Here is a 20,170-nt window from a genome sequence, read left to right as displayed (position 1 = left end):
TAGATAATGGCGCCGGATCACCTTGGCAAGCCATTGGACCGCCCGCGTGCGCGTGCTAGCGTTGCGCGGCTCAGATACCCCCAGACCCATGCTCAGACACCTATCGATCAAGGATTTCGCCGTCGTCCGCGCCACCGAACTTGAATTCGGGCCTGGCATGACCGTGGTTTCAGGCGAGACCGGCGCCGGCAAGTCGCTGATGGTCGACGCGCTGGGCTTCCTGTCCGGCCTGCGCGCCGACAGCGGCGTGGTCCGCCACGGTGCCGCCCGTGCCGAGCTGTCGGCCGAGTTCGCGCTGGAGCATCTGCAGGCCGCACGCCAGTGGCTGGCCGACAACGAGCTGGACGATGAGGACCAGTGCCAGCTGCGCCGCGTGATCCGCGCCGACGGCGGTTCGCGGGCCTGGATCAACGGCCGCCCGGTCACCCTCGCCCAGCTGGGCGAACTGGCCGCGCTGCTGGTGGAAATCCACGGCCAGCATGAACAGCAGGCCCTGCTGGCGCGTCCTTCCCAGCTGGCCCTGCTCGATGCCTATGCCGGCAACGAGGAAGAGCGCCGTCAGGTCCGCCGCGCCGCAGCCGCCTGGCAGGCACTGGTCGATGAATCCCTGGCGCTGTCGCAGCAGGGCGACGTCAGTGACCGTATCGGTTTCCTCGAGCATCAGCTGCGCGAACTGGACCGTGAGGATCTGGAGCCCGAATCGATCCTCGCGCTGGGCGCCAGCCATCGGCGCCAGGCCCATGCCAGCGCGCTGCTGACCGCCTGCCAGGCCGCCAGCAACCAGCTCAACGGCGACGAGGGCAGCTCGGCGCTGGATCAGCTGCAGCAGGTGCGGCACGAACTGGCCCGGCTGATCGAACACGACCCGCGCCTGGGCGAGGTGGACAGCCTGATCGAAAACGCGTCGATCCAGCTGCACGAAGCCCTGTCCCTGCTCGACCGCGTGCACGACGACCTGGATGCCGACCCCGAGCAGTTCGAGGAGAACGAGCGCCGTCTCGGCCGCCTGCACGACCTTGCGCGCAAGCATCGCGTGCCGATGGACGAACTGGGCGCGCAGCGCGAGCGCATGCATGCCGAAGTGGAGCAGCTGCGCGGCGCCGACGAACGGCTGCAGCGCCTGGCCGGCGAGATCGACAAGGCCGCGGCCGCCTGGCGGGTGCAGGCCGAAGCACTGACCACAAGCCGGCGCAATGCGGCGGCCGCGCTGTCGACCACCACCACCGGCATCATCGCCGAGCTGGGCATGGGCGGTGGCCAGTTCCTGATCGAGCTGGAACCCCAGGACGGCGGCAAGCCCGACCCGCAGGGCGCCGAACGCGTGGAGTTCCTGGTCGCGGCCAATGCCGGTCAACCACCACGCGCCCTGCGCAAGGTGGCCTCGGGTGGCGAACTGTCGCGCATCTCGCTGGCAATCGAAGTGGCCGCGCTCGACCTGGACGCCGTGCCGACCATGGTGTTCGACGAAGTCGACTCGGGCATCGGTGGCGCGGTGGCCGACATCGTCGGCCAGAAACTGCGCGCCCTTGGCGAGAAGCGCCAGGTGCTGTGCGTGACCCACCTGCCGCAGGTCGCGTCCAAGGGCCATGCCCACTACCGGGTCAGCAAGGCACCGGTGGAAGGCATGACCCAGAGTGCGGTGGAGAAGCTGGACCTCAAGGCACGCGAGGAAGAACTGGCACGCATGCTCGGTGGCGTCGAAGTGAGCAAGGAAGCGCGCGCCGCCGCCCGCAAGCTGCTGCAGGTCTGACGCCGGCGGCGTCGAGCGACGCCCGGTCCGTCCCACCGCAGGTTCACCCCAGCGGCCGCGCCAGATCCACCTTTTCCACCAGGAAATCCAGGAACGCACGCACCCGCAGCGGCAGATAGCCACCCTGCCCCAGGAATACCGCGTGCACCTCTTCCAGATCGCCGGGATTGGCCTCTTCCAGCACCGGCAGCAGTCGCCCGGCCGCTATGTCGTCCCTGACCTGGAAGGCGGCCAGCCGGGCCAGCCCGAGCCCACCCAGCACCAGCTGCCGCAGGGCGTCGCCGTTGCTGGCGCGGGCATTGCCGCTGGTGGGCACGCGCAGCACCTGGCCACCCTGCAGCAACGGCCACCCCTGCATCGCCCGCGCATGGCCGATGTCCAGCCGGTTGTGCGTCTGCAGGTCGTCGACATTGCCAGGCAGACCGTGTCGCTGCGCATAGCCGGGTGAGGCCACGATCATCATCCGCGTCGCCCCCAACCGTCGTGCCACCAGGCTGGAACTCTTCAGCGGACCGGCCCGCACGGCCACATCGGTGCGCTGCTCGAGCAGATCGATCACTTCATCGGTCAGGGTCAGGTCCACCCCCACCTGCGGGTGCTGCTGCAGGAACATGGGCAGCAATGGCAGCAGGAAATGCTGGCCGAAGGGCACGTTGGCATTCACCCGCAGCCGCCCGCGCGGTTCGGCATGCGCGCTCGCACAGCGCTCGGCCTCTTCCAGGTCAGCAAGCACGCGCAGCCCGCGCTCGTAGAAGGCGCAGCCCTCCGGGGTCAGCTGCAGCTGGCGGGTGGATCGCTGCAGCAGGCGCGTGCCCAGCCGCTGCTCCAGCCGCGCCACCAGCTTGCTGACCGCCGAAGGCGTCATGTCCAGGCTGCGGGCCGCCGCGGAGAATCCGCCGGTCTCGATCACCCTCACGAACACTTCCAGCTCGCCGGAACGATTGATGTCGGGTCGCGCCATGGTGATGAATCCAGTTCACAGATGATTATCCAGGCGCAGTCTAGTTCACAGAAAGCGGCAGGGACACCATGGCCCCTCCTTCCGACGGACCCTTCCGATGAACCGCCTGAGCACGTTGACCACCGCTGCCCTGCTCACCCTGTCCGCAGCAGCCAGCGCCACGGCCGCCCCTCCCCGGCACTGGGTGGCCAGCTGGCAAGCCAGTCCACAACCGGTTTGGCAGGCAGACTTCCTGTTTCCGACGCTGATCCCCGCAGAGCTGGCCGACCAGACCTTCCGCCAGACCGTCCGCATCAGCCTGGGCGGCTCGCGCCTGCGTGTCCGCTTGAGCAACGCCTACGGAACACAGCCACTGCAGGTGGGTCGGGCCACCCTGGCGGCACATCCGGGCGAGGTGCCGCAGGCGCTGACCTTCGATGGCCAGCCCGGCGTGCTGATCGCGCCTGGCCAGGACCGACTCAGCGACGCGCTGCCACTGCCCACGCGCAACCTGCAGTCGCTGCAGGTCAGCATCCATCTGCCACAGCCCACGCCGCTGCGGACGTTCCACTGGGAGGGCCGGCAGACCAGTTGGATCGCGCCGGGTGACCAGAGCCTGGCTGCGGACCTGGACGGGGCCCGCAGCACCACGGCCCGCCTGCTGCTGTCCGGCATCGACGTCGAAACCGCAGCCCGCGCGCGCAGCGTGGTGGTGATCGGCGATTCGATCACCGATGGCGCAACGGTCAGCCTCGACCAGGACCAGCGCTGGACCGACCATCTCGCCGCACGGCTGGCACCGCAGGGAATCGCAGTGGTCAACGCCGGCATCTCCGGCGGACGCCTGCTGCGCGACGGCATGGGGGAATCCGCCCTGGCCCGCTTCCCGCGCGATGTCCTCGACCAGCCCGGTGTCGCCAGTGTGATCGTGCTGATCGGCATCAACGACATCAGCTGGCCGGGCACAGCGTTCGCGCGCGGCCAGGACCGGCCCGGGCTCGCCGAACTGCAGGCCGGCTATCGCAGCCTGGCCGGACAGGCCCATCGCCATGGACTGCGCATTGTCGGCGCAACCCTGCCGCCGTTCGCCGGTGCCCTGCCCGGCACCCCGCTGGACGACTACTACCAGCCGGACAAGGACGCACTGCGCCAGCAGCTCAATGCCTGGCTGCGGCAGGACAGCCCATTCGATGCGGTGATCGACCTGGATGCAGTGCTGCGCGACCCCGCCGATCCCTCACGGATGGCCGCCGCCTACGATTCAGGCGACCATCTGCATCCGGGCGATGCCGGCAACCGGGCCATGGCCGAGGCCGTGGATCTGCGGATGCTGATGCCGCCATCGCACCCGGCGGTCACTCCGCCGCGCTGACGAAAAACCCCGGGGCCAGCCCGGGGTCTCGTCGCAACCGGCACGCAGGGGGTGCCTATCTGCGCTTCTTGCGCACGTACAGCACCAGCGAATGTTCTTCCAGCTCATAGCCGTGATCGGCCGCGATCTTGCGCTGCAGTTCCTCGATCTCGGTACTTTCGAACTCGATGATCTTGCCGCTGTCCACATCGACCATGTGATCGTGATGGCCGCCGCGGTCCAGTTCATAGACGGCCTGGCCGCCTTCGAAATTGTGCTTGAGCACGAGGCCGGCAGCCTCGAACTGGGTCAGTACCCGGTACACCGTGGCCAGGCCGATCTCGTCACCATGCTCCAGCAGCTGGCGGTAGATGTCTTCGGCGGTCATGTGGTGCTGGGCAGTGCGCTGCTCGAGCAGCGCCAGGATCCGCATCCGTGGATGGGTTACCTTCAGGCCGACTTTACGCAGGTCGTGGGTTTCCATAGGTCTCCGTTCATTGGCGATTTAGCGCCAGCTGCCTCGGATTGGGTCGCGGTGGCACGCCGGGAGTGTATCATCGGTTCGATTTCCCCAACCGCCAGTCCCGATGCGCAATCTCCTGTTGGTCGCCGCCGTCGCCCTGTCCACCACCGGGTGCGGCATCATCTACAAGCAACCCATCTATCAGGGCAACCTGATCCGGGAAGATGCCGTGGCCAAGCTGCAGGTCGGGCAAAGCAAGCAGCAGGTGAACGCGCTGCTGGGCACGCCCTCCGTGCCGGACCCGTTCCATGCCCAGCGCTGGGACTACACCTCCAGCCAGCGGGTCGACCGTCTCGGCCGCACGGAAGTGAAGAACTTCACCGTGTATTTCGAGAACGACGCCGTGACGCGCTGGGAGGGTGACTATTTCCCGGCCAACGACAAGGCGCTGGCCCAGCAGACCGTCCGCCAGTTCGGCCGCAACCTGCCGAAGGACAAGAAGAAGAAGGGCCGCTGAGGCCGCCAGCCCGTTCCGACGGACGGGCCCTGGCCCTCAACCGCCGAGCGCGCGACGCCGGCGGTTGTCCTTGGGATCGGCCTGCAGTGGGCGCAGCAGTTCGACCCGGTCCCCATCAAGCAGTGTCTGCTGCGGGCGGGCCAGCACACCATGCACGGCGGCAGCCGGGCAGCCGGCACTGCCCTCAAGAGCGGCAGCGGCGATCGCATCGGCAACCGTGGCGCCCTCTTCCAGCTGCAACCGGCGTGACAGCACCCGCTGCGGCCAGGCAAGCACCACCTCGACCTCGATCATCGCTCAGTCCTCGTCGGCAACCCGGACGAAATCGTTGACCATGCGATCGGCCAGACCCTGGAAGCCGATCGCCAGCGCCGGGCCCAGCAGCCGTGAGCTGGGTTCGAATTCCAGGGTCAGCGTCACCTTGCAGGCGTCTTCGGCCAGCGCGTGGAATTCCCAACGGCCATGAAGCTGCTTGAAGGGACCGTCGCGCAGCTGCATGTCGATGCTGTGCGGGCGCTGCAGGGTGTTCTCGGTCTGGAACCAGGTACTGAACGAACCCAGGCCCAGGTCCAGACGCGCCACCAGCCGGTCCTCGCCCTGCTCCAGGATGCGGGCATCGGAGCACCAGCGGAAGCGGCGCGGATAAGCCTGGACGTCGTTGACCAGGTCGAACATGCGCGCGGCCGAATGTTCGACCAGGGCGCTGCGGCGGATAGTAGGCATGTATACGGGACGTTTCGGCAATCGACCGGGCGGGCCCGAATCGGAGACAATACGGAAATGAGCAAGAACAGCGGCAAGGATAAAGCAAAGAGCGCGACGGCCAACAAAACCATCGCGCTGAACAAGCGTGCCCGCCACGAGTACCACATCGAAGAGCGCTTCGAGGCCGGGCTCGCCCTGCAGGGCTGGGAGGTCAAGTCGATCCGGGCGGGGCGCGGCAACATCATCGACGCCTACGCTTACGTGAAGCGTGGCGAGATCTACCTGATCGGCGCACAGATCACTCCGTTGATCCAGGCCTCCACCCACGTGGTGGCCGAGGATCGGCGCGAGCGCAAGCTGCTGCTGCACCGGAACGAGATCGACAAGCTGATCGGCAAGGTCGAGCGTGATGGCTATACGATCGTGCCGACCGCGATGTACTGGAGCAAGAACAAGATCAAGCTCGAGATCGCGCTGGCCAAGGGCAAGCAGAACCACGACAAGCGCGATGCGGCCAAGGATCGCGACTGGGCGATCGAGAAGCAGCGGGTGATGCGGCGCGGCAACCGCGACGCCTGAGGCAGGCCCCGCCGCCATGTGGCGCCGGGCGATGCCCGGCGGTCCGGGCCATCAACCGGCCAGCATGCCCTGCCCGCGCGCGCGCGGCGCCAGGGCCGCGTGCATCACGGCCAGGTGCATCACTACCGCCAGTTCCGGCGCGTGGCGGTCATCGCCCGCCCGCCACTGCTGGGCGAGCTGGGCTGCATCGGCCGGCAGCAGGGCCAGCAGCTGCGTATCGTCGAGGGCATCGGCTGCACCCTGCAGCTGGCGCGCCAGCTGCCGCGACTGCCACACGTGAACGCCGATGCTCAGGCTGGCCAATGTCATCAAGGTCAGCGCCAGGCCGTGCTCGAACCACTGCGCCAGCACGTCCGGCCCCCACAGCAACGCCGCCAGTACCGCCAGCGCCGGCAGCCGCCAGCCCAGCCAATGGGTGCGCCCACGCTGCGGCCAATGCACCACCACTGCGCTGGCGACCAGCGCCACCGCTGCGGTGGCCGGCAGTTCGGTCAGCCAGGTCGCCGCCAGCAGCACCGCCAGCAGCGCCCAGACCCAACCGGGAGGCAACGCCCGTCGCTGATAGTCGGCCCCGACCGGGCCCACCAGCTGGCGCAGGCTGCGCTGTTGCATCGCGTCGGTCACCCACAGTCTCCCGTTTCTGTCCTGCCCTGGATGGTCACGACCAGTGTGTCGCAAATCCGTGCCGGAGACGTTAGCAATCCGCTATGACACAGGCAGTACAACATGTTGCGGATTGACCGGCCGCGCGAGGTGACTGTTCAGCTGTTTTGCCGTAGCATGACAACCGTTGGGCAGGCCCTGCCCGTGGTGACACGGAATCGGCCCTGTACCTTGCAGCACTGTAGAAACCGGGGGTGCATTGGTTTCGACGGGGGTTGTGAAGTCGCCTGGCGCATGCCGAGGGGGTAGCTTTCCTCGTAAATCCAGCTGCAAAACTCTAGTTGCCAACGACGACAACTACGCTCTGGCCGCTTAAGGCCTAAGCCTCGAAACCGCTTGTGTCCATGCTCGCGGTGTAGAGTCACTATCATGGAATCGCGCTGGACGGCTGCCTGTCAGTCCGGCACTAGAACACAACAGGCTGGTTCCCGGATGCGCTTTGCACGCCGTGCTGTTCGGGGACGAGATTCAACGGCGAGCTAAGCATGTAGTGCTGGGGATGGAGTGCCTTCGGACGGCGGTTCAATTCCGCCCACCTCCACCAACGAGCGGTCCTTCAAGGACCGGAGAAGCCCGGACATTCCCGCCAGAAGGGGATTTCCGGGCTTTTTTATTGCCTGCGGTATACACCGCTCGCCGCGCGTGTCGATCTCGACATCGGTAAATCAGTTCAGAAATTTCCTACCCCCGCACTGGGGGAGAACGGTCTGCGAAGCCGTTCGTTCAAGGTCGCCATCAGAAAGGAGACCGCGCGGACATACCCCCTTCATCTCGAGTCGAGCCCCCAGGGCACGACCGGCTCATCGCACCTTTCACAAAGGAACTGTATTCATGCGTACGTCGCTTCGGGTTTCCCTTGCCAGTGCCATCACCCTGGTCCTGGCCAGTGCCCCTGCCTTCGCCCAACCCACCGAACGGGTGTGGACACGGGGCATGGACAACAACCAGCAGTACAGCAGTTTCATCGTCAAGTACCGCGATGGCAGCCGCAAACGCGTCTCTGCCGACACCGCCCAGGATGCGCTGAAACAGCGCTTGGGCGCGCAGCAGCGCAGCAAGCGCTCGGTGGGTGCGGCGCAGGCTGCGGCGGTGGCGCATCAGCGCCGCATGGGTGGCGGCGCCGATGTGATCAGGACAGACAAGGCACTGGATCGTCCGGAGGCCGAGATCCTGATGCAGCGCATCGCCGACGACCCGGACGTCGAATACGTGCAGCCGAACTTCATGATGAGTGCGTTCGCCACGCCCAACGATCCGCGTTACGCCGAACAGTGGCACTACAGCAATCCCGTCAGTGGCGCACGCGTGCCGGCGGCATGGGATCGCTCCACCGGCCAAGGGGTCGTGGTGGCGGTGATCGATTCGGGCTATCTCGACAACAACGACCTGCAGCCGAACCTGCTGCCAGGCTACGACATGATTTCCTCCACCCGGCCGTTCAGCAATCTGCAGTGCATCCTGGGCGGGCTGAATCCCGGTTGTGGCGGTTCCGACGATGGCGATGGCCGCGATGCGGATGCCTTCGATGCCTCGGGCATCGCGCACGGCACCCACGTTGCGGGAACCGTCGCGGCGGTAACCAACAACCAGATCGGCGTGGCAGGCGTGGCCTACAACGCGAAGGTCGTACCGGTACGCGTGCTGGGCAACCAGGGCAATGGCGGCTCGGATGACATCATCGACGGCATGCTCTGGAGCGCTGGCATCGCTGTGCCGGGTGTTCCCGCCAACGCCAATCCGGCCGAGGTCATCAATCTCAGCCTGGGCGGCCGTCGGCCCTGCTCGCCGGCCGAGCAGGATGCGATCGACGACATCACGGCCACCGGCACCCTCGTGGTGGTCGCGGCGGGCAACAGCAACCTCGATGTGTCCGAGTTCGCACCGGCGAACTGCAACGGCGTGATCGCGGTAGCCGCGAACGACCAGGGCGGGCGCCGCGCGTTCTACTCCAACTACGGTGCAGGCATCCATATCACCGCGCCCGGTGGCGAGACGTGGTCGTGCCGCGCCTCGGTGGGCGAGTTCCTGCCCCTGGCCACACCGCCGAACTCGACCAACTGCGCACCGACCCGCCAGCATCCGGCGCAGGGCGTTCTGTCCACGGTGGGCAACAATGCCTTTGACTTCATGTCCGGCACCTCGATGGCGGCACCGCACGTGGCCGGCGTCGTCGCGCTGATGCAGGCGGTGGCACCGGTGCCGAAGACCACCAGCCAGGTCAAGGACATCCTGCGCCGCACCGCCCATCCGATCGCGGCGGCCAACTGCCCGGGGGGTTGCGGTCCGGGCATCATCGACGCCGCAGAAGCTGTCAGGGAGGCCAGCAACTGAGGCCCGGGCGCAGCGGCCCGCCACAGCCGCTGCGCCATGCGTTGCCCGCCGGTCAGATCCACAGGCCACCATCTCCCACATTCCCGGCACGAAACCCATGAACTGGTTCGACGGCATGGCCATCGGCTTCCTGCTCGGTGTCCTGGCATGTACTGCTGCGGTGGTCCTGGCAATCCGCAACAGCGATCTGGACGATTGACGACCGGCCGCTGAAGGAACCGGCGCACGCCGCTTCCGCCTTGACATGCCTCCCGCTAGAGTGGCGCGACCGCGCAGGAGGATCGTATGGCAACCACGGGAATGGGCATCGTCGGCCGCACGGCTCTCGTCTTCACCCTGCTGCTGGCGCTGAGCGGCTGCGCCACCCTGCGCCAGTTCGGGCCCTCGGTGCAGGTCGCCTCGGTTACCCCCGGCCAGTACATCGCGCTCAAGCGCGGTGACATCCTCACCACCGGCAAGCTCAGCTCGGCCACCCTGGAAACCCTGCGCGTGGCCGGTCTGGACGAGGGTGTCTGCGCCAAGCCCGGTCCGCCCTGCATCGATGCAATGGAGGCCAGCATCGTCGTGCGCGAGGAAGACAAGCGCTCGGCCCTGGCCGAACTCTGGCTGCAGTACGCATTGACCCTGCCCGCCCCCAAGCGCGAGTACTCCGCCGAAGGCCGCGCCAAGGCCGTGCTCACCGAACTGGACGCCGGCTTCCAGCCGCGTCTGGACGCGTGGATGCAGGTTGCAAGGCAGGCCTACGCCTATCTGTTCTTCACCGAGCGCACCGCCAACCAGCGGGGTTTCGAGGATCGCCAGACGCAGGTGCGGGACTACTACAACCTGGCCGTGCAGGAAGCCTCCGTGCAGCTGTTCGAGGCCTACGCTACCGGCCGGGTGCACAGCGACACCAGCCGCTTCCAGCTGGGACGATGGACCTTTGTGCTGGCCCCATCGGACGACGGCTCGCCCTTGGACGAGCGTACGCCGAGGGAGCTGGTTCCCGCCGCAGCGCTCTCGTTCACCGGCACCCTGCGCAGCGTGCATCGCCGGGATGGCTTCGGCGCCGAGCTGGTAGCGGTAATGGATGATCCCGGCAGCGACGTGGACACGCCTGCTGCCGAGGCCAGCGCCGCTGCGCCGGTACAGCGCAGCTGGAGCGAAATGCCTTCGCCCTCGATGTCGGTGCTGCTGCGGTTCTCCGGCAACAACCTGTGGGAAGTGCTGCACGACGACGAGCCGGAGGTGGAGATCCACGATCCCTACCAGGTTTCGGAAGTCACCCTGCATGGCCAGCAGGTGCCACTGGCGGCCAACTTCACGGCAGGCTACGCGCTGTGGCTCGCACGCTCCAACTTCAGCCGGCAATCGCTGCGCTCGCTGTTCGGCAGCAAGGGAGGCATCGATACGCCGCATCTGTACATGATGCAGCCCTTCGACCCGAAGCGCCGCGTGCTGTTGATGATCCACGGCCTGGCGAGCAGCCCGGAAGCGTGGGTCAACGTCGCCAACGAGCTGATGCGCGACGACGAGATCCGCCGGGACTTCCAGGTGTGGCAGTTCTACTACCCGACCAACATGCCCATCGCGATGAGCCACGATGCGATCCGCCACATGCTGGCCGACGTGCTGCAGCACTTCGATCCCACCGGAAAGGCCGCGGCCTCGCATGACATGGTGCTGGTCGGGCACAGCATGGGCGGAGTGATCTCGCGGCTGATGGTGTCTTCGTCCGGCGACCATCTGGTCGAGACCCTGCTGGCAACCGCGCAGATGACGCCGGCACAGCGCGAGCTGCTGCGCACCCGCGGCGCGCCGGTGCTCACGTTCAAGCCGGAGCCGGAGATTTCACGGGTGGTATTCATTGCCACCCCACATCGCGGCACCGACGTTGCCGGCACCCGCCTCGGGCGCTGGATCGGCCGTCTGGTGCGGCTGCCACTGACCGTGCTGGAGGACGTGGCGACGATCGCCAACGACGGCCACGTCGACCGCGACGACGGCAAGCACGGCTACCAGATGAACAGCATCCAGAATCTCGACAAGGATGACCCCTTCGTCAAGGCCGTCGCCGATCTGCCGATGTCCCCGAGCGTGCGCTATCACTCCATCATCGCGCGCGCCAAAGCCGATGGACCGCTGGAGCAGACCAGCGACGGACTGGTGCCGTACTGGAGTTCGCACCTGCCGGGCGCCGAATCGGAGAAGGTGATCGTGTCCGGTCACAGCGTGCAGGAAGCCACGCCCGCCATCGTCGAGCTCAGGCGCATCCTGCATGAAGACATGCAGGCACACGACCGGCGCGATGAATAGCGCAGGCTGATCGCCGTTCCGCCACCGGCGGAGACGGCGGGTCAGGCGTTGCGGGAAATCCCTCATCGCACGTACGCACAGTGCCTCCTATGCTGGCCGCACCTCCCCGACAGCAGGCCAGCCACATGAACACCCAGGACCTCAGCCGCCAACCCCGTCCCGATCCGGCCGAGCGCGATGCCTTCTTTCCCTCGCCCTGGTCGCTCTCGCAGTTCACGTCACCCACCAGCAATCTGTCCGGCGCGGACTATGCCGACGCACGCCGGGATGGCCGCTGGAAGATACTGATGATCGGCGCCGATGAGCGCTACCTGCCGACCGCCAACGGCCACCTGTTCTCCACCGGCAATCACCCGGTCGAAACGCTGTTGCCGATGTATCACCTGGACAAGGCCGGCTTCGACTTCGATGTGGCAACCCTGTCCGGCAACGCCGTGAAGTTCGAATGGTGGGCGTTCCCCGGCGAGGACCGCGACATCGGCGGTCTGTACGAACGTTACCTGGCGCGGTTCCGCCAGCCGAAGGTGCTGGACGACATCGTGGCCTCGCTGGACGCGGCGTCGGACTATGCAGCCATCTTCATTCCGGGCGGGCATGGTGCACTGATCGGTCTGCCGGAGAGCCGCGCGGTCAGCAAGGCGCTGCACTGGGCGATGGCGCAGCAGCGCTACATCATCACGCTCTGCCACGGCCCTGCAGCGCTGTTGGCTGCCGGGATCGATGAAGCGGGCGGTGATTCGCTGTTCCGTGGCTACCGCATCTGCGCCTTCCCCGATGCGATGGACCGGCAGACGCCGGACATCGGCTACATGCCCGGGCAACTGCCGTGGTTCTTCGGTGAAAAGCTCGCGCAGCAGGGCGTGCAGATCGTCAACGAGGGTATTGACGGCAGCGTGCTGCAGGATCGCCTGCTGCTGACAGGCGATAGTCCGTTGGCCGGCAATGCACTCGGCCAGTTGGCCGCACGCACCCTGCTGGACGCGCTGGCAGGTCGCTGAACACCGTGGCCGCGCTGGTGCCCATGCTGCTGGAACTGGAGCAGGCGCGTTCGATCGCCGGGATCGGCGCGCTGCTTCGCTCGATCGCCGCGCCCCTCGGCTACGATCGCGTGCTGGTGTTTGCGGCCGGCACCGGGGTGGAACGCGGCGCACACCGCGTGTACTGGATCGAGGGCGACTGGCTGGGCGAAGGGCGTGAGACCGATCTTGCCCGCTACCTGCATGCCTGCCCGGTCAACCGCCACGTGCTCGACAGCGATGCCCCGTTCTTCTGGAGCAAGCGCGACGGCGTAAGGGGGGCCCGCTACCAGGTGGTCAGGCACCCCCGCGGCGACGGCCTGCATGGCCTGCAGGTACCCGTGTTCGGAACCACGGGGCTGGAAGGGGCGATCAGTTTCGCCGGAACGATCATCGACGCTTCCGCGCCTGCCCGGCTGCTGCTGGAGTCTGCCGGCACAGCAGCATTCCGCGCCGCCCGCCGGCTGGCCGAAGCACCGGCTGAACGCCCCCTGGGCGAACTGAGCACGCGGGAACGCGAGGTTCTGCGTTGGGTCGCAGCCGGCCGGCGCCAGGCGGAGATCGCCGCCACGCTGGGGTTGTCCGCGCGCACCGTGGAGAACCACCTGCGCCGCGCGCGCCAGCGCCTGGGCGTTGCGACGACGGCGCAGGCCGTGCGCGCGGCCGCGCGACGCGGCGAGATCGAAGACTGAGCGGGCCCCCGTGCAGCCGCCACGCCAATGACCCATCCCGGCATACCCTCCCCTGCCAATCCGTGCCATCCTTCATGGAATCGTTTACATGGAATGGAGGGATTCCACGATGCTGTCGCGTTTCCGTCGCCCTGCGCTGTGTGCGCTGCTGGCCTTCGCTCTTCCCGCCATCGCCTGGGCGGCGGCCCCTGCGCCGTTGAAGGTGATGTCCTTCAATGTCCGCACCCCGGCCGACACCGCGCCAGGCAAGCGCTGGCCGGATCGCCGCGATGCGATGGTCAAGGTCATCCTGGATGCCCGCCCGGCCGTCATCGGCACCCAGGAGCTGGTACAGGAACAGGCCGACTATCTCGCCGGCCACCTGCCCGGCTACGCGTGGTTCGGTGAAGGACGGCGCGGTGGCAGCGGCGATGAGCACATGGGCGTGTTCTACGACACGCGGGTGCTGGCCGTGGAGGAATCAGGCAACTTCTGGCTGTCCGATACACCGGAGGTCGCCGGCAGCATCACCTGGGGCAACCTGTACCCGCGCATGGTGACCTGGGCCCTGTTCCGTCGCCTTGACGATGGCCGCCGCTTCTACTTCATGGACACCCACCTGCCCTATCGCGACGAAGACGAACCGCGCCGGGTCAAGGGAGCCGAGCTGATCGGCAGGCGGGTGGCGACGCTGCCGCCGGATCTGCCGGTGGTGCTGACGGGCGACTTCAACAGTGAACCCGGGGGCGGAACCTACGCGACGCTCACCCGCGTTCTGCAGGACGCACGCACCCAGGTGGCGTCTCCCCAGGGGCCGCGCCTGACCTTCCATGATTTCACCGGCAAGGCCACCACGCAGCTGGACTGGGTATTGGTGAGAGGCTTCCGTGCGCGCAGCTTCCTGACCGATGACCGTCGCATCGACGGCGTGCTGCCCTCGGATCACTTCCCGCTGGTGGTCGAGCTGGACTGGCCCCGGCCCTGAGTCGGATTGCCGCCGCGTTCACCGCGGCGGCTGCCGCGCCAACAGGCGATACAGCGCCTGGTGCTGATCGCGCGCCTGGCAGATGCGAGCGCCGATGGCCAGCAGCACGGCCACGCCGATCAGGCCCAGGCCCAGCATGGAGTCCGGCAGCCGCACGAAGCCGATGGCCGCGGCCAGCATCGCCAGCACCAGCAGAACGACCACCGCGACGGACAGTCCTGCACCGGGTGGTCCCGGATCGCCGAACAACATTCGTTGGGTATCCCGCTTGCCGTCCGTCATCGCCTGTCCTCTGGTGGCCCGCCCCACTTGTTACACGGCAGAAGGCGCTTCCGGGAGAGTCAGAAGCGTCACGAATGTGACGGTGTCCACGGCTCACGCCGCGCTGCCCTGCCTGAGTTCGCAAAGTGTGGAGGACGGCATGGCAGGGCGGCAGGCGCCCGCCCATCTGTGGCCCTGACCGGAAACGAGGACGGAGGCCACTGCCTCCGTCCCCGTCCGCTCAATTCACCTGTGCCACGCTCGGCGCCTGCGGGGACTGGCCCCAACCACCCAGCGCCTTGTATACGCCGACTACGCTGACGTTGACCTCCGCCTCGGCGGCCGCCAGTGCATCATCGGCGGCCAGCTGGGTGCGCTGCGCGTCGAGCAGGGTCAGGAAGTCTTCCGAGCCCTCGCGATAGCGGATCTGCGCCAGCGACTCGGCTCGTCGTGCGGCCTGCGCCTGCTCCACCACGATCGCCAGCCGTGCCTGCTGCTTGGAGTAGCGTGCCAGCGCGTTCTCGGTGTCTTCCAGTGCCAGCAGCACCGTCTGCTCGTACTGCGCGGCAACGCCCTCGGCCTCGGCCTTGCTGGCACGCAGACGTGCGCGCACGGTTCCGAAATCGAAGGCTGCCCAGCTCAACGACGGCGTCAGCGACCAGGCCTTGTTGCTGCCGTTGACCAGGCCATTGGCGTCGCCGCCGAGGAAGCCGACGAAACCGGAAAGCGACAACCGCGGGAACAGATCGGCCGTTGCCACCCCCACCCGTGCCGTGGCGGCTGCGAGCCGCCGCTCGGCCGCACGCACGTCGGCACGCTGGCGCAGCAGCTCGCGGGTATCGCCCAGCGGCAACGGCTTGGCGAACGCCGGCACCTCATGCGGCGCGAGCATGTCGGCCAGTACTTCCGGGCGCTGGCCCAGCAGCACCGCCAGGCGATTGCGGGACTGCGTCTCGGCCACTTCCAGCAGGGGAATATCGGCCTCGATCGCCTTCAGCCGGGCACGGCTGCTCTGCACATCCAGCTCGCTGCCGGCACCCAGTTCCCAGCGCGCCTCGGTCAGCTTCTGCGTATCACGCAGATTGACCAGTGTGTGCTGGGCCACGGCGATGCGCTTCTGCGTGCCGCGCAGCTCGAAGTAGTTGCGTGCCACTTCGGCGGCAACCAGTACCTGCGCATCGGCCAGGTTGGCCTGCTCGGCCCCCAGATCGGCGCGTGCCGCTTCGGCAGCACGGCGCTTGCGGCCGAACAGATCCAGCTCCCAGCCCGCATCGAAGCCGAGCTGGTAGCTTTCACTGAACACCCGCTGCCCACCCAGCTGCGGATCGGGTTGCTTGCGGCGGTCGTAACTGCCGCCTGCGGTCACGTGCGGTGCCTGGTCGAAGCGGCTTTCGACGAACACCGCCCGCGCCTGGCTGACACGCGCCACGGCCACGCGCAGGTCAAGATTGCTCGACAGTGCGCCGTGCACCAGCTCTTCCAGCACCGGGTCATCGAACTGCGCCCACCAGCTGGCAACGGGCGATGTGGTGCTGAACACCGGCTGCTCCGCGCCCTGCAGGACGACAGGCTCCTGCTGGGGCGCCTTGTAATTGGGACCGACGGTGACACAGCCGGCCAGCACGAGGCTGGAAACGGCCACCGCCAGGGTGCGGATCACCATGGCAGCACCTCGCCCAGATAGGTGAAGCTGCCACTCGGGCCTTCAGGGCCGATCAGCGCCATCTGCACGCTGGAACGCGCACCTTCGGCGATCTCGATCTCGCCGTGGCCACCATTCATGTCGGTCTTGACGTAGCCCGGGTGCACGGTGTTCACCTTGATCGGCGAGCTGCGGAGCTCGTATGCCAGGGCCAGCGTCCAGCTGTTCACCGCCGCCTTGGAGGCGTTGTAGGCCGGAATCTTGAAGTCATAGATGCCCGAACCCGGGTCGGCGTGCAGGGTCTGCGAGCCGAGGATGCTGGACACGTTGACGATGCGCCCGGCCTTGGCCTGCTTCAGCAGCGGCAGGAACGCCTGGGTCACCGCCACCAGTGCATATACATTGGTGTCGAAGGTGCGACGCCACGTATCCAGCGACTGCTCCGACGGTGCCTGTGCCGGGTTCTCGATCATGATGCCGGCGTTGTTGACCAGGATGTCCAGCCGGCCGTGACGCTGGCGCACCTGCTCGACCGCGTCGGCGATGCTCGCAGCGTCGGTAACGTCCAGCTGCAGCGCTTCCACCGGCAGGCCTTCCGCCTGCAGCTTCAGTGCCTGCTCCACCGCCGTCTCACGCTTGCGGCCGGCCAGCAACGTGTGCACGCCTTCCTTCGCCAGCTGACGCACGGTCTCGGCACCGATGCCACGGGTAGCGCCGGTAACCAGCGCGATCTTGTTCTGATGGGTGTTCATGGATTCATGCCTTTGGAGGGAGAAGCCGCCGCCGATCATCGACCGGCGGCGACGGGGTTCCGTATCAGTGATGAATGGTGGGCTCGCCGTGCTGCACCAGCTGGCCACCGCCGTTGCGGGTGACGAACTTGCGCAGGGCAACGTAGAACACCGGGGTCAGGAACAGGCCGAACAGGGTGACGCCCAGCATGCCGGCGAACACCGTGATACCGGTCACCGAGCGCACCTCGGCACCCGCACCGTGCGAAAGCACCAGCGGCACGGTGCCGGCGATGAACGCAATGGAGGTCATCACGATCGGGCGCAGGCGCAGGCGGCAGGCTTCCAGCGCGGCCTCGACGATGCCCTTGCCGCCCATCTCCAGCTCACGGGCGAACTCGACGATCAGGATCGCGTTCTTGCATGCCAGGCCCATCAGCACCACCAGGCCCACCTGCACGAACACGTTGTTGTCGCCGCCGGTCAGCCATACGCCGAACAGAGCCGACAGCAGGGTCATCGGCACGATCAGGATCACCGCCAGCGGCAGCGACCAGCTCTCGTACAGCGCGGCCAGCACGAGGAAGGCCAGCATGATCGCCACCGGGAACACGATGAACGCGGCCTTGCCCTGGGTGGCCTGCTGGTAGCTCAGGTCGGTCCATTCGGTGGCCATGCCGACCGGCAGCACCTGCCCGGCGATCTCGGTCAGCTTGTTCATCGCTTCCGCCGAGGACAGCAGGCGCGGGTCGGCCTCGCCGGCCAGGTCCGCTGCCGGGTAGCCGTTGAAACGCAGCACCGGGTCCGGGCCGAACGTCTGCTTGATGGTCACCATCGAACCGATCGGCACCATCTCGCCGCGGTCGTTGCGGGTGCGCAGCTTGGCGATGTCCTCGACGCTCTCACGGAACGGGCCGTCCGCCTGGGCGATCACCTGCCAGGTGCGGCCGAACTGGTTGAAGTCGTTGACGTACGCCGAACCCAGGTAGGTCTGCAGCGTGTCGAACAGCTCGGTCAGCTGCACGCCCTGCGCCTTCGCTTTCACACGGTCCACTTCCGCATCCAGCTGCGGCACGTTGGCCTGGTAGCTGCTGATCGGGAAGGCCATGCCCGGGGTCTGTGCAACGGTCCCCTGCATCGCCTGCACGGCATTCTGCAGCGCGCCGTAGCCCAGGTTGCCGCGGTCCTCGATGAACATCTGGTAGCCATTGCCGTTGCCCAGGCCCAGGATCGGCGGCGGCATCATCGCGAACGCGAAGCCCTCCTGCAGGCCTGCGATCTTCTGGTTGATCTCGGCGTTGATCTCCGCCGCGGTCCGGCCATGACGCTCGTTGAACGGATTGAGCGGAATGAACGCCACACCGGTGTTCGGGGTGTTGGTGAACTGCAGCGCGTTCAGGCCCGGGAACGAAATGGTATGCGCCACGCCGTCGGTTTCCTGGGCGATCTTGGCGACCTTGCGCAGCATTTCATCGGTACGTGCGATCGACGAACCTTCCGGCAGCTTCACGCCCGCGATCAGGTACAGCTTGTCCTGGGTCGGGATGAAGCCCGGCGGCACCAGCTTGAAGATCACACCGGTGCCGACCAGCAGGATCGCATAGACCACGAACACGGCGCCGCGACGGCCGAGGATGCGCGCCACACCGCGCTCGTACTTCTCCGAGCTGGACTTGAAGAAGCGGTTGAACGGGCGGAACACCCAGCCGAACAGGCGATCGATCAGACGGCTCGGGCCATCCTTCGGAGCGCCATGGGCCTTCAGCAGGCGGGCGGCCAGGGCCGGCGACAGGGTCAGCGAGTTGATCGCCGAGATCACCGTGGAAATGGCGATGGTGACAGCGAACTGCTTGTAGAACTGACCGGTGACGCCCGACAGGAACGCCATCGGCACGAACACCGCGCACAGCACCAGTGCGATCGCAACGATCGGGCCGGACACCTCACGCATGGCCTGGTGGGCGGCTGCGGTCGGCGACAGACCTTCTTCGATGTTGCGTTCAACGTTCTCCACCACCACGATCGCGTCGTCGACCACGATGCCGATCGCCAGCACCAGGCCGAACAGGCTCAGCGTGTTGATCGAGAAGCCCAGTACGTACAGCGCTGCGAAGGTACCGACCACCGACACCGGAACCGCGATCAGCGGAATGATCGACGCGCGCCAGGTCTGCAGGAACAGGATCACCACCAGCACCACCAGGGCGATCGCTTCAAGCAGGGTCGAGACCACCGCCTTGATCGAATCACGCACGAAGATGGTGGTGTCATACACCGCTTCGTACTTCACGTCGGCGGGCATGGTCTTCTGCATCTCGTCCATCGTGGCGATGACCTTGTCGCGGATCTCCAATGCATTCGCACCGGGCGACTGGAAGATGCCGATACCCACCGCATTCTTGCCGTCGAGCTGCGAGCGCAGGGTGTAGTCGCCAGCGCCCAGTTCCAGGCGGGCAACGTCGGACAGGCGCACGATCTCGCCGTCGACACCGCTCTTGAGCACGATGTCGCCGAACTCCTGCTCGCTGCGCAGGCGGCCCTGGGCATTGATCAGGGTCAGGAACTGGCTGTTCGGCAGCGGCTCGGCGCCGAGCTGACCCGCAGAGACCTGCACGTTCTGCTCACGCATGGCACGCACCACGTCGCTGGCCGTCAGGCCGCGCGAAGCAACCTTGTCCGGGTCCAGCCATGCCCGCATGGCGTAGTCACCACCACCGAAGATCTGCGCGTCGCCCACGCCGGGAATGCGTGCCAGCGCGTCCTTGACGTGCAGGCGGGCGTAGTTGCGCAGGTACAGGGTGTCGTACTTGCCATTGGGCGACGTCAGATGCACGACCATCAGGAAGGTGGGCGACTGCTTCTGCGTGGTCACGCCCTGCCGGCGTACGTCCTCGGGCAGGCGTGCCTGCGCCTGCGCCACACGGTTCTGCACCTTCACCGCCGCCGCGTCCGGATCAGTGCCCGGGCGGAAGGTGACGGTCATCTGCAGCACGCCGTCGGAACCGGCGACCGACTTGAGGTACATCATGCCCTCGACGCCGTTGATCGCCTCTTCAAGCGGCGTGGCGACGGTTTCGGCGATGACCTTGGGATTGGCGCCCGGATAGACCGTGCGCACGACCACCGACGGCGGCACCACTTCCGGGTACTCGCTGATCGGCAGGATCGGAATCGTGATCAGGCCTGCGGCGAAGATCACGATCGACAGTACCGCCGCGAAGATCGGCCTGTCGATGAAGAAACGGGAAAAGTCCATGGAGGAATTCCTGG

18 protein-coding genes and 1 other RNA gene are annotated in these 20,170 nt (G+C 67.0%); 10 read left to right on the top strand and 9 right to left on the bottom strand.

Features of this window, described 5'->3' with window-relative positions; translation table 11 throughout:
* Positions 1–88 precede the first annotated feature (88 nt).
* On the top strand, positions 89–1,750 hold the full coding sequence (gene recN / locus N8888_RS07370) for a DNA repair protein RecN (protein WP_263177927.1): 1,662 nt from the start codon (positions 89–91) through the stop codon (positions 1,748–1,750).
* Positions 1,751–1,793: 43 nt separating this feature from the next.
* Here recN and N8888_RS07365 read toward each other — a convergent pair whose 3' ends face one another.
* Positions 1,794–2,711 carry a LysR family transcriptional regulator gene (locus tag N8888_RS07365; RefSeq protein WP_053519708.1) on the bottom strand — a complete coding sequence of 306 codons (918 nt, stop codon included), beginning with the start codon at positions 2,709–2,711 and terminating at the stop codon, positions 1,794–1,796.
* Between the two features lie 97 nt (positions 2,712–2,808).
* Here N8888_RS07365 and N8888_RS07360 point away from each other — a divergent pair, with 97 nt between their 5' ends.
* The gene (locus N8888_RS07360) at positions 2,809–4,062 is read left to right on the top strand and encodes an SGNH/GDSL hydrolase family protein (RefSeq protein ID WP_263177926.1); all 1,254 of its coding nucleotides are present in this window, start codon (positions 2,809–2,811) and stop codon (positions 4,060–4,062) included.
* Positions 4,063–4,117: 55 nt separating this feature from the next.
* Here the strand turns inward: N8888_RS07360 and fur are convergent, their stop codons facing one another.
* Positions 4,118–4,525, bottom strand: a complete 408-nt coding sequence (gene fur, locus N8888_RS07355) for a ferric iron uptake transcriptional regulator (protein ID WP_053519706.1) — start codon at positions 4,523–4,525, stop codon at positions 4,118–4,120.
* A gap of 103 nt (positions 4,526–4,628) precedes the next feature.
* Here fur and N8888_RS07350 point away from each other — a divergent pair, with 103 nt between their 5' ends.
* Entirely contained in the window at positions 4,629–5,021 is a 393-nt protein-coding gene (locus N8888_RS07350) for an outer membrane protein assembly factor BamE (RefSeq protein ID WP_053519705.1), read from the top strand.
* Between the two features lie 36 nt (positions 5,022–5,057).
* On the opposite strand, the gene N8888_RS07345 is transcribed toward N8888_RS07350, so the two are convergent.
* Positions 5,058–5,315: an RnfH family protein gene (locus N8888_RS07345; protein ID WP_180876306.1), complete on the bottom strand. Its 258-nt coding sequence runs from the start codon at positions 5,313–5,315 to the stop codon at positions 5,058–5,060.
* Between the two features lie 3 nt (positions 5,316–5,318).
* The gene (locus N8888_RS07340; protein WP_053519703.1) at positions 5,319–5,744 is read right to left on the bottom strand and encodes a type II toxin-antitoxin system RatA family toxin; all 426 of its coding nucleotides are present in this window, start codon (positions 5,742–5,744) and stop codon (positions 5,319–5,321) included.
* A gap of 57 nt (positions 5,745–5,801) precedes the next feature.
* Here N8888_RS07340 and smpB point away from each other — a divergent pair, with 57 nt between their 5' ends.
* Positions 5,802–6,305, top strand: a complete 504-nt coding sequence (gene smpB / locus N8888_RS07335) for an SsrA-binding protein SmpB (RefSeq protein ID WP_019661238.1) — start codon at positions 5,802–5,804, stop codon at positions 6,303–6,305.
* A 51-nt stretch (positions 6,306–6,356) separates the two neighbouring features.
* Here smpB and N8888_RS07330 read toward each other — a convergent pair whose 3' ends face one another.
* Positions 6,357–6,929 (bottom strand): hypothetical protein, encoded by a 573-nt coding sequence (locus tag N8888_RS07330; protein WP_053519702.1) that lies wholly within the window; start codon positions 6,927–6,929, stop codon positions 6,357–6,359.
* Between the two features lie 229 nt (positions 6,930–7,158).
* Here N8888_RS07330 and ssrA point away from each other — a divergent pair.
* The 6 genes from ssrA (at position 7,159) to N8888_RS07300 (ending at position 14,266) form a co-directional block, all read left to right on the top strand.
* Positions 7,159–7,512, top strand: a transfer-messenger RNA (tmRNA) gene (gene ssrA / locus N8888_RS07325).
* Between the two features lie 287 nt (positions 7,513–7,799).
* Positions 7,800–9,299, top strand: coding sequence for a S8 family serine peptidase (locus tag N8888_RS07320; protein WP_263177925.1), 1,500 nt, complete (start codon positions 7,800–7,802; stop codon positions 9,297–9,299).
* 285 nt (positions 9,300–9,584) lie between these two features.
* Positions 9,585–11,594, top strand: a complete 2,010-nt coding sequence (locus N8888_RS07315; protein WP_263177924.1) for an esterase/lipase family protein — start codon at positions 9,585–9,587, stop codon at positions 11,592–11,594.
* Positions 11,595–11,719: 125 nt separating this feature from the next.
* Positions 11,720–12,592: a glyoxalase III HchA gene (gene hchA, locus N8888_RS07310; protein ID WP_263177923.1), complete on the top strand. Its 873-nt coding sequence runs from the start codon at positions 11,720–11,722 to the stop codon at positions 12,590–12,592.
* Positions 12,593–12,597: 5 nt separating this feature from the next.
* Complete coding sequence (locus N8888_RS07305; RefSeq protein ID WP_197600414.1) at positions 12,598–13,302, top strand: PA1136 family autoinducer-binding transcriptional regulator; 705 nt, start codon at positions 12,598–12,600, stop codon at positions 13,300–13,302.
* A 109-nt stretch (positions 13,303–13,411) separates the two neighbouring features.
* On the top strand, positions 13,412–14,266 hold the full coding sequence (locus tag N8888_RS07300) for an endonuclease/exonuclease/phosphatase family protein (protein ID WP_065181299.1): 855 nt from the start codon (positions 13,412–13,414) through the stop codon (positions 14,264–14,266).
* An 18-nt stretch (positions 14,267–14,284) separates the two neighbouring features.
* Here N8888_RS07300 and N8888_RS07295 read toward each other — a convergent pair whose 3' ends face one another.
* The 4 genes from N8888_RS07295 to N8888_RS07280 all read right to left on the bottom strand — a co-directional run bounded on the left by N8888_RS07295 (position 14,285) and on the right by N8888_RS07280 (position 20,156).
* Positions 14,285–14,548 carry a hypothetical protein gene (locus N8888_RS07295; RefSeq protein WP_053517461.1) on the bottom strand — a complete coding sequence of 88 codons (264 nt, stop codon included), beginning with the start codon at positions 14,546–14,548 and terminating at the stop codon, positions 14,285–14,287.
* Between the two features lie 220 nt (positions 14,549–14,768).
* On the bottom strand, positions 14,769–16,190 hold the full coding sequence (locus tag N8888_RS07290) for an efflux transporter outer membrane subunit (RefSeq protein WP_263177922.1): 1,422 nt from the start codon (positions 16,188–16,190) through the stop codon (positions 14,769–14,771).
* Complete coding sequence (locus N8888_RS07285) at positions 16,184–16,921, bottom strand: SDR family oxidoreductase (RefSeq protein WP_053517458.1); 738 nt, start codon at positions 16,919–16,921, stop codon at positions 16,184–16,186. The genes N8888_RS07290 and N8888_RS07285 overlap by 7 nt, the downstream gene beginning before the upstream one ends.
* Before the next feature lie 64 nt (positions 16,922–16,985).
* Positions 16,986–20,156: an efflux RND transporter permease subunit gene (locus N8888_RS07280; RefSeq protein ID WP_263177921.1), complete on the bottom strand. Its 3,171-nt coding sequence runs from the start codon at positions 20,154–20,156 to the stop codon at positions 16,986–16,988.
* Positions 20,157–20,170 lie beyond the last annotated feature (14 nt).

The organism is Stenotrophomonas maltophilia, assembly GCF_025642255.1.
Lineage (GTDB): Bacteria > Pseudomonadota > Gammaproteobacteria > Xanthomonadales > Xanthomonadaceae > Stenotrophomonas > Stenotrophomonas maltophilia_P.
The sequence above is the reverse complement of the archived record's forward strand: the minus strand, read 5'-3'. Positions and strand labels throughout refer to the sequence as shown.

Coding starts and splice junctions, on each gene's coding strand:
- recN (WP_263177927.1), top strand. CDS start 89: ATGCTCAGACACCTATCGATCAAGGATTTCGCCGTCGTCCGCGCCACC.
- N8888_RS07365 (WP_053519708.1), bottom strand. CDS start 2,711: ATGGCGCGACCCGACATCAATCGTTCCGGCGAGCTGGAAGTGTTCGTG.
- N8888_RS07360 (WP_263177926.1), top strand. CDS start 2,809: ATGAACCGCCTGAGCACGTTGACCACCGCTGCCCTGCTCACCCTGTCC.
- fur (WP_053519706.1), bottom strand. CDS start 4,525: ATGGAAACCCACGACCTGCGTAAAGTCGGCCTGAAGGTAACCCATCCA.
- N8888_RS07350 (WP_053519705.1), top strand. CDS start 4,629: ATGCGCAATCTCCTGTTGGTCGCCGCCGTCGCCCTGTCCACCACCGGG.
- N8888_RS07345 (WP_180876306.1), bottom strand. CDS start 5,315: ATGATCGAGGTCGAGGTGGTGCTTGCCTGGCCGCAGCGGGTGCTGTCA.
- N8888_RS07340 (WP_053519703.1), bottom strand. CDS start 5,744: ATGCCTACTATCCGCCGCAGCGCCCTGGTCGAACATTCGGCCGCGCGC.
- smpB (WP_019661238.1), top strand. CDS start 5,802: ATGAGCAAGAACAGCGGCAAGGATAAAGCAAAGAGCGCGACGGCCAAC.
- N8888_RS07320 (WP_263177925.1), top strand. CDS start 7,800: ATGCGTACGTCGCTTCGGGTTTCCCTTGCCAGTGCCATCACCCTGGTC.
- N8888_RS07315 (WP_263177924.1), top strand. CDS start 9,585: ATGGCAACCACGGGAATGGGCATCGTCGGCCGCACGGCTCTCGTCTTC.
- hchA (WP_263177923.1), top strand. CDS start 11,720: ATGAACACCCAGGACCTCAGCCGCCAACCCCGTCCCGATCCGGCCGAG.
- N8888_RS07300 (WP_065181299.1), top strand. CDS start 13,412: ATGCTGTCGCGTTTCCGTCGCCCTGCGCTGTGTGCGCTGCTGGCCTTC.
- N8888_RS07295 (WP_053517461.1), bottom strand. CDS start 14,548: ATGACGGACGGCAAGCGGGATACCCAACGAATGTTGTTCGGCGATCCG.
- N8888_RS07290 (WP_263177922.1), bottom strand. CDS start 16,190: ATGGTGATCCGCACCCTGGCGGTGGCCGTTTCCAGCCTCGTGCTGGCC.
- N8888_RS07285 (WP_053517458.1), bottom strand. CDS start 16,921: ATGAACACCCATCAGAACAAGATCGCGCTGGTTACCGGCGCTACCCGT.
- N8888_RS07280 (WP_263177921.1), bottom strand. CDS start 20,156: ATGGACTTTTCCCGTTTCTTCATCGACAGGCCGATCTTCGCGGCGGTA.